This is a genomic window from Variovorax sp. Sphag1AA, from assembly GCF_014192575.1.
GTDB lineage: Bacteria > Pseudomonadota > Gammaproteobacteria > Burkholderiales > Burkholderiaceae_C > Variovorax.
The window spans coordinates 526,412-538,734 of the sequence record NZ_JACHYC010000002.1; the positions used below are offsets into that span (position 1 = coordinate 526,412).

Below are 12,323 nucleotides of genomic sequence, written 5' to 3' on the forward strand. Positions count from 1 at the left end.
AATTTGCCGTGCTGTTGACCCTGGTCATCGCCTACCTGCTCGTCACCATCGCCATCGGCCTGTACGCCGCCAAACGGGTGAAGAACACCACGGACTTCGCGATCGCGGGTCGGCACCTGCCGCTCTACATGATCGTGACCACGACCTTCGCGACGTGGTTCGGGTCTGAAACGGTGCTCGGCATCCCGGCGAAGTTCATCGAGGGCGGCCTGAATGGGGTGATCGAGGACCCCTTCGGTGCGGGCACCTGCCTGATCCTGGTCGGCCTCTTCTTCGCCGGCAAGCTGTACCGGATGACGCTGCTCACCATCAGCGACTACTACCGCGAGCGTTACGGGCGGTTCATCGAGATCGCCTGCTCGCTCATCATCATGCTGAGCTACCTGGGCTGGGTGTCCGCGCAGGTCACGGCGCTGGGGCTGGTCTTCAACGTGCTGTCGGGCGGCGCCATCGGGGTGTCGATGGGCATGGTGATCGGCGTCGTCTCGATCCTGGCCTATACGCTCTTCGGCGGGATGTGGTCGGTCGCCGTGACCGACTTCATCCAGATGATCATCCTCGTGCTGGGGCTGGCCGTGATCGCGACCTTCGCCGGCAACATGGCTGGCGGCGCAGACAAGGTGGTGGAGTTCGCGGTGAGCAAGGAGCTGTTCAAGTTCTGGCCCGAGCCGACGTTCAAGGACATGGTTTTCTTCTTCGCGGCGGCCATCACGATGATGCTGGGCTCGATCCCACAGCAGGACGTGTTCCAGCGCGTGATGTCGGCCAACAGCGCCCGGGCGGCGACGCTTGGGCCGGTGATCGGCGGCGTGGCCTACATCCTCTTCGCCTTCGTGCCCATGTTCCTGGTGGCGAGCGCGCTGCTGATCATGCCGAGCGAAACCGCGACGCTCCTCAAGGAAGATCCGCAGAAGGTCCTGCCGACGCTGGTCCTCGAGAAAATGCCCTTCGTGATGCAGGTTTTCTTCTTCGGGGCGCTCCTCTCCGCCATCAAGTCGACCGCTTCGGCGACGTTGCTGGCGCCCAGCGTGACTTTCACCGAGAACATCTGGCGCCAATTCCGTCCGGCCGGTAGCGACCGCTCGAATCTGATGACCATGCGTCTCACGGTGCTGGTGTTCAGCGTCTGCGTGCTCGCCTACGCGATCCGCATGCAGGGAACGCCGATCTACGAACTGGTGTCCGGCGCCTATCAGGTGCCGCTCGTCGGCGCTTTCGTGCCGCTCGTGTGCGGGCTTTACTGGCAGCGCGCCTCCACCCAGGGCGCCGTCGCTGCCGTGGTGCTGGGCATCGGCGTGTGGCTGCTCTTCCTTGCGACTTCGTGGAGCGAGGTGTTCCCGGCCCAGTTGGCGGGCCTGCTGGCGTCTTTCGGCGGGATGGTGCTGGGGTCGCTGGCGCCGCAATGGGTGGCCAACACCCGTACGCCGCACCGGCCGCTGGCGGCTGACCCCGCCTGATCCGGGCGGCGCCCGGCGGGGTGGCGCCCCTATAATCGAGGGCTTTGCGAGCGGCCTCCGGCCGCTTCTTACGCCTCCCCACCCATGCCTATCTACGCATACAAGTGCAGCGCCTGTGGCTTTGCCAAGGATGTGCTGCAGAAAATGTCCGATGCTCCCTTGAGGGAGTGCCCGACTTGCGGCGCTGATGCGTTCAGCAAGCAAGTGACCGCTGCCGGCTTCCAGCTCAAGGGCTCCGGCTGGTACGTCACCGATTTCCGCGATGGCGGCAAGTCCGGGGGCGACAAGACGTCGGTCAGCTCGCCCGACAGCGCGTCGGCCAAGCCGGCCGAGGCTCCCGCGAGTGCCCCGGCGCCTGCATCTGCGCCTGCGCCCGCAGCGTCACCCGCACCCAGCGCGGACTGAGGTTGCGACCCGTCATGCTCGCCCTGCGCAAATGGCTGCTGTCCGGCTTGCTGGTCATCGTTCCGCTGGCCATCACGTTGGCCGTGCTGAACTGGATCATCGGCACGCTCGACCAGACGTTGTGGCTGTTACCGGAAGACTGGCAGAAATACCTTAGCGAGCACAAGGTGCGCGGCCTTGGCGTCCTGCTGACCCTGGCCATCTTGCTCAGTGTCGGCGCGGTCGCGAGCAACTTCGTCGGCAAGCGCCTGCTGGGCTGGGGTGATGCGGTGGTTCGCCGCATCCCCGTGGTTCGGTCGATCTATTCGAGCGTCAAGCAGGTTTCCGACACGTTGTTCTCCGAGAACGGCAACGCATTCCGCACAGCAGTGCTGGTCCAGTGGCCACGCGAGGGCGTCTGGACGATCGCCTTCGTGACCGGAACCCCCGGCCAAGAGGTCGTCGATCATTTGGGCGGCGGCGAGTATCTCGGTGTGTATGTGCCGACGACGCCCAACCCGACGGGCGGCTATTTCGTGATGCTCAAGCGCAGCGACTGCATCGAACTCAGGATGAGCGTGGACGACGCGCTCAAGTACATCGTCTCGATGGGGGTCGTCGTTCCTGGCGGCCCTGCAGCGATCGCGATCAAATAAACGCGCCCACGGGCGCCGGAATCCATCTATGGCCATGCGTACAAACTATTGCGGTCTCGTGACCGAAGCCCTTCTGGGACAAACCGTCACCCTTTGCGGTTGGGTCAATCGCCGGCGCGACCATGGCGGCGTGATCTTCATCGACCTGCGCGATCGCGAGGGCTATGTCCAGGTGGTGTGCGACCCCGATCGCGCCTCCACCTTCGCGACGGCCGAAGGCCTGCGCAACGAGTACTGCCTGCAGATCACCGGCCTCGTTCGCGCGCGCCCCGAGGGCACGACCAACGACAACCTCAAGAGCGGCAAGATCGAAGTGCTGTGCCACGAGTTGAAGGTTCTCAACCCTTCCGTGACGCCGCCGTTCCTGCTCGACGACGACAACCTCTCCGAAACCACCCGCCTGACGCACCGCGTGCTCGACCTGCGCCGTCCGGCCATGCAGCGCAACCTGATGCTGCGCTACAAGGTGACGATGGAGACGCGCAAGTTCCTCGATGCGAACGGCTTCATCGACATCGAGACGCCGATGCTCGGCAAGTCCACGCCCGAAGGCGCTCGCGACTACCTCGTGCCCAGCCGCGTGCACGACGGCAGCTTCTTCGCGCTGCCGCAGTCGCCGCAGCTCTTCAAGCAGCTGCTGATGGTGTCGGGCTTCGATCGCTACTACCAGATCGTCAAATGCTTCCGCGACGAGGACCTCCGCGCCGACCGTCAACCTGAGTTCACGCAGATCGACATCGAGACCTCGTTCATGGCCGAGGAAGAGATCCGCGAAATGTTCGAAGGCATGATCCGCAAGGTGTTCCGCGCTGCGGCCGAAGTCGAACTGCCGCCGTTCCCGGTCATGACCTACGGCGACGCCATGTTCAAGTACGGGTCCGACAAGCCGGACCTGCGCGTGAAGCTCGAGTTCACCGAGCTCACCGAGGTGATGCGCAACGTCGAGTTCAAGGTGTTCGCACAGGCTGCGAACGCGACCGGTGGCCGCGTGGTGGCACTGCGTGTGCCGGGTGGCGGCGCCGAGGGTGGTCTCTCGCGCGGCGACATCGACGCCTACACCGAGTTCGTCAAGATCTACGGCGCCAAGGGCCTCGCCTATATCAAGGTCAACGATGCCGAGAAGGGCCGCGACGGCCTGCAGAGCCCGATCGTCAAGAACCTCGACGACGCCGCGCTGGCCGAAATCATCGCCCGCACCGGTGCGCGCAATGGCGACATCCTGTTCTTCGGCGCTGACAAGGCCAAGGTGGTCAACGATGCGATCGGCGCGCTGCGCGTCAAGATCGGCCACAGCGCCTTCGGCAAGAAGAACGGCCTGTTCGACGACCGCTGGGCGCCCCTCTGGGTCGTCGACTTCCCGATGTTCGAGTTCGACGAGGAAGGTCAGCGTTGGTCGGCGGTGCACCACCCGTTCACCGCGCCCAAGGACGGCCACGAAGATCTCATGGACAACGCACCGGAGAAGTGCATCGCCAAGGCCTACGACATGGTGCTCAACGGCATCGAGATGGGCGGCGGCTCGGTCCGTATCCATCGCGAAGAAGTGCAAAGCAAGGTCTTCCGCGCGCTCAAGATCAGCGCCGAGGATGCGCAGAACAAGTTCGGCTTCCTGCTGGACGCGCTGCAGTACGGTGCCCCGCCGCACGGCGGCATCGCGATCGGCCTGGACCGTCTCGTGATGCTCCTGAGCGGCGCCGAGTCGATCCGCGACGTGATCGCCTTCCCGAAGACCCAGCGCGCACAGGATCTGCTCACGCAGGCGCCGAGCCCGGTCGATGAGAAGCAGCTGCGCGAACTGCACATCAAGCTGCGCAATCCGCAACCCGCAAACTGACCGACAGAGGGGCTGCAGTGAGCGAGCGCCCCTGGAAAATCCCGGAGTCGGTGCTGGTCGTGATCCACACGCCGGCACTCGACGTCCTCCTGATTCGCCGTGCCGACGCCGAGGACTTCTGGCAGTCGGTCACCGGCAGCAGGAATTCGGAAGACGAGCCGCTGGCCCTCACCGCTTCGCGCGAGGTGGCTGAGGAAACAAGCATCGATTGCAGCGAAGGGTCTGAACTCGCCGCTCAGCTGGTCGACTGGGGTCTCGAAAACATCTACGAGATCTACCCGCGCTGGCGTGCTCGCTACGCGCCAGGGGTGACGCACAACACGGAGCACCTTTTCGGGCTGTGCGTGCCCGATCGCGTGACGCCACAGCTCGATCCGCGCGAACATACCGATTGGCGCTGGCTGCCCTATCGCGAAGCGGCGGACGCCTGTTTTTCTCCATCGAACGCCGAAGCCATTCTGCTGCTGCCACAATTTGCGCGATGAATCCGCAGGCGAACACCCTCCGCGTGGCTACCTACAACATCCACAAGGGTGTGCAAGGCATCGGCCCGGCGCGGCGCCTCGAAATTCACAATCTCGGCCATGCCATCGAGCAGCTCGACGCGGACATCGTCTGCCTCCAGGAGGTTCGCAAGATGAACCGCCAGGCTGCGATGCGATTCCGGCATTGGCCGGAGTTGCCCCAGGCGGATTTCTTGGCGCCAGAGGGCTACACGGCGGTCTACGAGACCAACGCGATCACCAAGCACGGTGAGCACGGCAATGCGCTCCTGACCCGCTGGCCCGTCGTGCGCAAGACCCACCAGGACATCTCCGACCATCGCTTCGAGCAGCGCGGATTGCTGCATGTCGTGATCGACGTCGACGGCGTGCCAGTGCACGCCATCGTGGTGCATCTGGGGCTGATCAAGGGCAGTCGGATTCGGCAGGTGGCCCAGCTCCGGGAGTTTGTCGATCGCGAAATCCCGCCCAACGAGGCACTAGTGGTGGCCGGCGATTTCAATGACTGGGGCGCGCGCATGCGCTACGCGATGAATGCCATGGGCATGCGGGATTCGAGCGACCTTCGCGGGCCGCGCATCCTGACCTATCCGTCGCGACTGCCGGTGACCCAGCTCGATTTCATCTATGGACGGCGGCTCACCCCGGTCGCCTGTTCGGTGCCTCGCGGTCCGATCTGGGCGCGGATGTCCGACCATCTCCCGTTGGTGACCGATTTTTTGCTATCGAAACAGTAGCAACAACCGTAAGCGGGTAGGGCGCTGTAGGGCTAATCGGCTGGCGGCCATTCGCTGTTAGGATGCTTGGATGCTAAGGACCATCGACGCCGTACGGCGCCCCGCGGACGGGGCTGAAGACGAGGGCACACCCGTGTCCGTGAAGATTCGTGAGCGGCTGCTGGCTGCGCGACGACGCTTCAACGCCAACGACAACATCGCCGAATTCATCGAGCCGGGCGAGCTCGAGCATCTTCTCGACGAGGTCGAGGACAAGATGAAGGGCGTACTCCGCAGTCTCGTGATCGACATCGAGAACGATCACAACACGGACAACACCGCCCGGCGTGTGGCCAAGATGTACCTGCAGGAGGTGTTCAAGGGTCGCTATGTCAACCAACCTTCGCTCACTGAATTCCCCAATGCGGAGCATCTCAATGAGCTGATGATCGTCGGGCCGATCACGGTGCGCAGCGCTTGCTCGCACCATTTCTGCCCGATCATCGGTAAGCTGTGGATCGGCGTCATGCCCAACGAGAAGACCAACGTCATCGGCCTCTCGAAGTACGCGCGTCTCGCCGAATGGGTCATGGGCCGTCCGCAGATCCAGGAAGAGGCCGTGGTCCAGCTCGCTGACCTGATCCAGGAAAAGACGCAGCCCGACGGCCTCGCGCTGGTGGTGGAAGCGGAGCACTTCTGCATGCAGTGGCGCGGCGTCAAGGAGATGGACAGCAAGATGATCAACTCCGTGATGCGCGGCGTCTTCCTGAAGGACCCGAATCTGCGTCGCGAATTTCTTTCCCTTCTTCCGCGCCAGCGCTGAACATCATGCTCGTACGTCTTCTCTACGCCAGTCGCGCTGTGGACACCAGCCAGGAAGCCATCGACGCGATCCTGGCCCAATCGCGCTCGCACAACACGGCCTGCGGCGTCACCGGCATCCTCTGCTATGGCGGCGGTGTGTTCCTGCAGGCGATCGAAGGCGGCCGCATGGCGATCAGCGAGCTGTACGGCCACATCCAGAGAGACGCCCGCCACAAGGACGTGGTCCTGCTGCACTACGAAGAGATCTCGGAACGCCGGTTCGGCGGCTGGACCATGGGGCAGGTCAACCTGTCGAAGCTCAATGCCTCGACGCTGCTCAAGTATTCCGAGCGGCCGGAACTCGATCCCTACTCGGTCTCGGGCAAGGTTTCGCTGGCGCTGCTCGAAGAACTGATGGCCACCGCCGCCATCGTCGGACGGCACTGAGCCTCTGGTGTCTGCCGCTGCCTGGTCAGCGGCGAATCGAGCCGATTCCATGCGCCTGATCGGCTGCGACTTTTCGAGCGCGCCGACTTCACGCAAGCCGATCGTCGTCGCACTTGGCAGCTCGGGCGACGGGCGGGTCGAGCTTCAAGGATTCGAGTGCTTCGCATCGCTGGACGACTGGACCTGCTGGCTGGCCGAGACGCCGCAGTGGGTCGGGGCCTTTGATTTTCCATTCGGGCTGCCGCGCGAACTGTGCGTAGAGTTGGGTTGGCCCCTGGAGTGGAGATCGCTGATGAGCCACTACGCGGCCATCGATCGACCACAGATTCGCGACACCTTTGCCGCGTTCTGCGCTGCGCGTCCGGCCGGCAGCAAGTTCGCGCATCGCGCGACGGATCGTCCTGCAGGCTCCAGTCCGTCGATGAAGTGGGTCAATCCGCCAGTGGCGTACATGCTCCACGCCGGCGTGCCGCGCCTGATCGCCGCCGGCGCTTCATTGCCGGGCCTGCACGTGGCGTCTGAAGGCGGCGGCCGCATCGCATTGGAAGGCTACCCGGGACTGCTGGCGCGTGAGTTGATCGGCCGTCGCAGCTACAAGAGCGATCAGCTCGCCGGCCAGACAGCGGAGCGGAGGACGGCCCGAGACGATCTTCTTGCGGCGCTGGAGCGGGGCGCTTCGCGGTTGGAACTTCGGCTGGCAGTCTCCGACGATTTGCGGGAACGCCTCCTGGCCGATGCGAAGGGTGACCACATCGATGCCGCGCTGTGCCTCGTTCAAGCCGCCTGGGGCGCGGCGCGACGGACGAGCGAGGGACCCGGCTACGGGCTGCCGCCTGCCATCGATCCGCTCGAAGGCTGGATCGTCACGGCATGAGGGCCGCCGTCCTACACCGGCTCGCGCTGATACCGGCGCTCAACCCATCTTCCGCTGAGTAGATTGAAAAACGTGGTTCGAATGAACCATGGGCAAACCCCCTCAACTCGCAAAGGAAGTCTCATGAACAAGGACCAAGTTTCAGGCCGTGTCGAAGAAGCCAAGGGCAAGCTGAAGGAAGCGGCTGGCAAGGTGGTCGGCAGCGAAAAGCTGAAGGCCGAAGGTCAGGTGGACCAGGCTGCCGGCAAGGTGCAGAAGACCTACGGCGACACCAAGGAGCAGATCAAGGACGCGGTGCGTAACGAGATCGACAAGCCTTGAACGACTCGCTCGAAAAGAAGAAAAGCCCGGCATGCCGGGCTTTTTTTGTGGTGCACAGGAAGCGCGGCTTCAATGGCCGAGCCAGTCCCTGAGCTCGTCAGCGTGCTCCTCTTCATCGGTGAGGATTTCCTCGAGCATGCGGCGAGTGGTCGGGTCCTTGTCGCCGATCAGCGTGATCATCTGGCGGTAGGTCTCCACCGCGATGCGCTCGGCCACGAGGTTGGCGCGCACCATGGCCTGCAGGTCCATCGATTCGTCGTAGTCGGCATGGCTGCGATCGAGCAGCGACTTCGGGTTGAAGTCCGGTTCGCCACCGAGTTGCACGATGCGCTCGGCAATCTTGTCCGCGTGCGCCGTTTCCTCGTTTGCATGCACCAGGAACTCTTCGGCGATGGACGGCGAGGCCTCGCCGGTGGCCGTGAAGTAGTGACGCTTGTAGCGCAGGACGCACACGAGCTCGGTGGCGAGCGCGTCGTTGAGGAGCTTGACGATGTCGTCGCGCCACGGCCCGTAGCTCGGCGTGACCGCGCCTTCGTCGAGGTCCTTGGAGGCCGCGGCGTCGATGGCTTTCTGGTTCAGCACGAGGCGGTCGGGGCGTTCTTTGACTGCGGTGTTCATGAGGCATCCTTTCGTGGGTTGGCTGTTTTCTTCATCAGCGTGGTCACGAGGTCGGCCACGTCCGATGTCTTGAGCACGGCGGCCAGGACGGCGGTGATCGACAGCAGCCGCCATGGCCTGATCAGAACGACGAGTGCGCCCGTCGCAGCAGCGGCGGCCATCAGCTTCGCGGGCTCCTCGCGTGCGTAGCGTTCGAGCACCGGTAGCGCAAGCTGGCCCGCTGCGTTGGCTGGGTGGCGTCGCCACCAGCGCCGCACCACACGGCTCGCTACTGCGCTCCATGCAATGCCGGATCGCCCGTCGACTTGCCGCGGCGATTCATCAGGTGCCGCGTCGAGCCAGTCCGGGGACGGCTCATTCCTGTCCCCCTGGAGTTGCGCGATCAACGCGCGACGCGACAGCGAGAGGCGCTGCTGCGGCGTGAGCTGTTCGTGCTCAGTGCTCATGGCGTTCTCCGGCGAGGTGAAGCGCGTGGATGTCGGCCTCGACCTGCGCTCGCAGTTCGGCGAATCCGTGGACATTGCGCTGTCTGGATGCGTAGAGCGCCGAGACGAGTGCGATCAGCATTGCAACACCCGGTACGGCCACGAGGGCCCAGTGGAACCGGTCGTGCATCACGCCGAGCATGATTGCCACGCCGATGAGACCGAGCACCAGCATGACGCTGACCACAGCCAGAACGCCCGCGACCATTCGGGCGATCAGGCCGCGGCTGGCCTCCTGCGCTTCTTCTCGCAGGAGCGCGCCGTAGTTGGCGAGGTGATCGGCGATCAGCTCGGGATGCCCGAGCACCGTGGAATAAATGGGATGGAGCATGGTGCCGGGCAGTTGAGGCTCGCAGTGAGCCGCCGATGAACGTCAGGGACTGAAGATCAATAGTCGTCCCGACGGCGGCTTGCGAGCACGATCAACGCCGTGATGGCCGCACCGGCCGCGGCGGCGATGAGCACCGAGCGCATGGGCTGATCGGCGATGTACTTGCCCGTCACGTCGGCCGCCTGCTCAAAGCGGCGCTGCGCGCGGGCGCTGGTCGTCGATGCCGCGTCCAGGCCGCGCTGGACGGCCTGCTGTACGCGGGCCGCGAGCTGCTCCACGGCAGGTTCCGCATCGCGGCGCAGGTCGCGCACCTTTTCCCCCGCCGCGTTCACGGCGTTCTGCGCATAGGCCCGCGTCGTGTCGATCGCATCGGATGCGGTCTGACGCGCGTCGTCGGCCAGTTGCTGAGGAGTCTTGATGGTCGTGTTCATGAAAATAATCCTTCCGGGAAATTGGTTGCGAGGACCTGCTCATCGTACCGACGCTACCCGCGTCGTATCAAGCCCGCGATGAAGCTGGCCAGTGCGAGGACCAGGAAGATGATGAACAGGATCTTGGCGATGCCCACCGCACTTGCTGCGATGCCGCCGAATCCGAAGATGGCTGCGATCAGGGCAATGACCAGGAACACGACTGCGTAGTGCAACATGCTTGACTCCTTTGATGTGGCCGCGTTGATGTACAAGCGCGCTCTCTGGAACACGCTTGGATCAACGTTAAGACCCGCCCTGCGGAGACCCTGTCAGCAGTGGCGGGCGCGAGGCGTAGGAAAGGGCCGAATGCCCTTCACGCTCACGCCACGGCGGTAGAAGGAACCGAATTTGCCGGCAGCACTGCGCTCAGTCGCGTCCCCTGGCCCTGCTTGGATGTGACCGTGAGCCGGCCCTTGGCCGCCTCGACGCGATGGCGCATGCCGGCGAGGCCATGGCTCGAAGGCCGGTTGTGCTGCGTGTCGAAGCCCTTGCCGTTGTCCGTCACCTCGACGACAACATGATTGCCGTAGTTCTTCATGACGATGCTGGCCTCGGTCGCGTGCGCGTACTTGCCGATATTCGTCAGACCTTCCTGCACCATCCGGTAGACCGTGAGCTGGTTGGCCTCGTTCAGTTCCACGGGCTCGAGCACCATCTCGATCTCGATGTTCGATCGCTCCGCGAATTCGCGGCCCAGGATCTCCAGCGACGCGACCAGCCCGAGGTTGGATAGCGACGAAGGGCGCAGGTCCTCGATGATGCGGCGCTTGAGCGCGATGCCGCTGTTGAGAAGTTCGTTGAGATGCTGCAGCCGCTGGATTGCATCCGGCAAGTCGGTCATTCGCGACTTCAGCCGCGCGACGTCGAGCTTGGCGGCGGTGAGCAGCGAGCCCAGCTCATCGTGCAGCTCTCGCGCAAGGAATCCGCGTTCGGTCTCGCGCACCTGCTGCAGGTGAGTCGCCAGTTCCGCGAGCGTTGCGGTGCGCTCGCGCACTTCGTCTTCCAGCGCGTTGCGCTCGAGTTCGAGGGCCTGTTGCTGGCGCTCCCCACTCTGGCGCAAGGCGTGTGTCTGCCTCAGGTAGAGGTAGAACGCGACGAGGGCTGCGAGCGCGACGATGGCGATGCCGATGCGCGCGAAGCGCAGTGATTTCACGACCTGCAGTTGTCCGCGCGTGAGTTCGTCGCTGCTGAGGGCGACCAGATCGCCGACCTCGTTGCGAATGGCGTCCATTTCCTCGCGGCCGACGTCGGTCGTGATGACGAACTTCCACGCGTCTTCGTTGCCGCTCTGCCGCAGCCGCACGCTCATGTCCATCTCGGCGAGCTTCTTCGAGACATGCTTGGCGAGCTGATTCAGTTGCGCGAGCTGGTTCGGCCGGTTCGCATAAAGAAGCTGAAGTGCGGCAAGATGTCCGTCGACCTGCTTGACGGCTGCGTCATAGGGCTCGCGATATCGGGGCTCGCCTGTCAGCAGATAACCGCGCTGGCCCGTTTCTGCATCGAGGATGTTCTGAAGCATGAGGTTGAGCACGACGCGCGCTCGCTGCGCGTCGCTCACCTCCTCGAGGGCTTGTCGGGACTGGCGATAACCGGCTTCGTTGATGCCCACGAGCACGAGGGCGGCCAGCGTCGCCAGCGTGAGGCTCAGGGCCATCTTCGGGAAAGCTAGCCAGCGCATGGGGTCTCCGAGCGATGCCGAAAAATCAAATTCGGGAATAATCGAAACAGGCCAGGGACCGGCATGTTGCGACGCAAAAAGCCGCGATTCAACAGTGAAGGTAACAGATGATCAAGATTGGAATTGTGGACGACCATGCCATCGTTCGCTCCGGTTTGCGGCAGTTCTTTTCCGAGCATGTCGATCTGCGTGTGGTGGGTGAAGCCGCGAGCGGGCGCGAAGCCATCGAGCTTGTTCGCACCACTGAACTCGACGTGCTCGTGATGGATCTTTCCATGCCGGGCCAGAGTGGTATCGATGCGCTCGCGATGATCCGTGCCAAGGCACCCGATGTCGGTATCCTCATCCTCAGCGGCTATCCCGAAGAGCACTACGCGATGAACCTCATCCGGCAGGGCGCGAGCGGATATCTCAACAAGGAGTGTGATCCGATCGAGATCGTGAATGCAATCCGCACCATCTCGCTGGGGCGTCGCTACATCACGCCGGCCGTGGCAGAGTTGCTTGCGCGGCAGCTCGATCGCAAGGATGACGCCGCGCCGCACGAACAGCTTTCGGAGCGCGAGTTTCAGGTGTTCCTCAAGCTCGCCAAGGGCGAGACCGCGGGCGACATCGCAAAGACCTTGTCCCTGTCGGTGAAGACCGTGAGCACCTATCGCACACGCTTGATGGAGAAGATGAATCTCTCGTCCAACAGCGACCTCACTTATTACGCGCTGAAGAATAAGCTGATCGATTGAGT

Annotated in this window: 17 protein-coding genes; 11 read left to right on the forward strand and 6 right to left on the reverse strand. The window is 63.8% G+C overall.

Features of this window, described 5'->3' with window-relative positions; genetic code table 11:
* Positions 1 to 8 precede the first annotated feature (8 nt).
* The 10 genes from FHW64_RS08990 to FHW64_RS09035 all read left to right on the forward strand — a co-directional run bounded on the left by FHW64_RS08990 (position 9) and on the right by FHW64_RS09035 (position 7,996).
* A complete protein-coding gene (locus tag FHW64_RS08990) occupies positions 9 to 1,457 on the forward strand; it encodes a sodium:solute symporter family protein (protein ID WP_184525198.1) in 1,449 nt (482 codons plus the stop codon).
* Positions 1,458 to 1,541: 84 nt separating this feature from the next.
* Positions 1,542 to 1,862, forward strand: a complete 321-nt coding sequence (locus tag FHW64_RS08995) for an FmdB family zinc ribbon protein (RefSeq protein WP_184525200.1) — start codon at positions 1,542 to 1,544, stop codon at positions 1,860 to 1,862.
* Between the two features lie 14 nt (positions 1,863 to 1,876).
* Positions 1,877 to 2,497, forward strand: a complete 621-nt coding sequence (locus FHW64_RS09000; RefSeq protein WP_184525202.1) for a DUF502 domain-containing protein — start codon at positions 1,877 to 1,879, stop codon at positions 2,495 to 2,497.
* 28 nt (positions 2,498 to 2,525) lie between these two features.
* The gene (gene aspS / locus FHW64_RS09005) at positions 2,526 to 4,331 is read left to right on the forward strand and encodes an aspartate--tRNA ligase (RefSeq protein ID WP_184525204.1); all 1,806 of its coding nucleotides are present in this window, start codon (positions 2,526 to 2,528) and stop codon (positions 4,329 to 4,331) included.
* A 17-nt stretch (positions 4,332 to 4,348) separates the two neighbouring features.
* On the forward strand, positions 4,349 to 4,816 hold the full coding sequence (gene nudB, locus FHW64_RS09010) for a dihydroneopterin triphosphate diphosphatase (RefSeq protein ID WP_184525206.1): 468 nt from the start codon (positions 4,349 to 4,351) through the stop codon (positions 4,814 to 4,816).
* A complete protein-coding gene (locus tag FHW64_RS09015) occupies positions 4,813 to 5,571 on the forward strand; it encodes an endonuclease/exonuclease/phosphatase family protein (RefSeq protein WP_184525208.1) in 759 nt (252 codons plus the stop codon). Before nudB ends, FHW64_RS09015 begins: the two co-directional genes overlap by 4 nt.
* Positions 5,572 to 5,641: 70 nt before the next feature.
* Entirely contained in the window at positions 5,642 to 6,373 is a 732-nt protein-coding gene (gene folE / locus FHW64_RS09020) for a GTP cyclohydrolase I (RefSeq protein ID WP_184525210.1), read from the forward strand.
* Between the two features lie 5 nt (positions 6,374 to 6,378).
* Positions 6,379 to 6,801: a BLUF domain-containing protein gene (locus FHW64_RS09025; RefSeq protein WP_184525212.1), complete on the forward strand. Its 423-nt coding sequence runs from the start codon at positions 6,379 to 6,381 to the stop codon at positions 6,799 to 6,801.
* A gap of 49 nt (positions 6,802 to 6,850) precedes the next feature.
* Positions 6,851 to 7,675, forward strand: coding sequence for a DUF429 domain-containing protein (locus FHW64_RS09030; protein ID WP_184525214.1), 825 nt, complete (start codon positions 6,851 to 6,853; stop codon positions 7,673 to 7,675).
* A gap of 123 nt (positions 7,676 to 7,798) precedes the next feature.
* The gene (locus FHW64_RS09035) at positions 7,799 to 7,996 is read left to right on the forward strand and encodes a CsbD family protein (RefSeq protein WP_184525216.1); all 198 of its coding nucleotides are present in this window, start codon (positions 7,799 to 7,801) and stop codon (positions 7,994 to 7,996) included.
* 69 nt (positions 7,997 to 8,065) lie between these two features.
* Here the strand turns inward: FHW64_RS09035 and FHW64_RS09040 are convergent, their stop codons facing one another.
* From FHW64_RS09040 to FHW64_RS09065, 6 genes are all read right to left on the reverse strand, one after another.
* The gene (locus FHW64_RS09040; protein ID WP_184525218.1) at positions 8,066 to 8,614 is read right to left on the reverse strand and encodes a bacterioferritin; all 549 of its coding nucleotides are present in this window, start codon (positions 8,612 to 8,614) and stop codon (positions 8,066 to 8,068) included.
* On the reverse strand, positions 8,611 to 9,060 hold the full coding sequence (locus tag FHW64_RS09045; protein ID WP_184525220.1) for a hypothetical protein: 450 nt from the start codon (positions 9,058 to 9,060) through the stop codon (positions 8,611 to 8,613). Before FHW64_RS09045 ends, FHW64_RS09040 begins: the two co-directional genes overlap by 4 nt.
* Positions 9,050 to 9,430, reverse strand: coding sequence for a phage holin family protein (locus FHW64_RS09050; protein WP_184525222.1), 381 nt, complete (start codon positions 9,428 to 9,430; stop codon positions 9,050 to 9,052). The genes FHW64_RS09045 and FHW64_RS09050 overlap by 11 nt, the downstream gene beginning before the upstream one ends.
* Positions 9,431 to 9,486: 56 nt before the next feature.
* Positions 9,487 to 9,861 carry a hypothetical protein gene (locus tag FHW64_RS09055; protein ID WP_184525224.1) on the reverse strand — a complete coding sequence of 125 codons (375 nt, stop codon included), beginning with the start codon at positions 9,859 to 9,861 and terminating at the stop codon, positions 9,487 to 9,489.
* 53 nt (positions 9,862 to 9,914) lie between these two features.
* Positions 9,915 to 10,079, reverse strand: coding sequence for a DUF1328 domain-containing protein (locus FHW64_RS09060; protein ID WP_093163713.1), 165 nt, complete (start codon positions 10,077 to 10,079; stop codon positions 9,915 to 9,917).
* Positions 10,080 to 10,222: 143 nt separating this feature from the next.
* Entirely contained in the window at positions 10,223 to 11,581 is a 1,359-nt protein-coding gene (locus FHW64_RS09065; RefSeq protein WP_260303723.1) for a CHASE3 domain-containing protein, read from the reverse strand.
* Between the two features lie 107 nt (positions 11,582 to 11,688).
* Here FHW64_RS09065 and FHW64_RS09070 point away from each other — a divergent pair, with 107 nt between their 5' ends.
* Positions 11,689 to 12,321, forward strand: a complete 633-nt coding sequence (locus tag FHW64_RS09070; RefSeq protein WP_028249172.1) for a response regulator transcription factor — start codon at positions 11,689 to 11,691, stop codon at positions 12,319 to 12,321.
* The last annotated feature ends 2 nt before the right edge of the window (positions 12,322 to 12,323 follow it).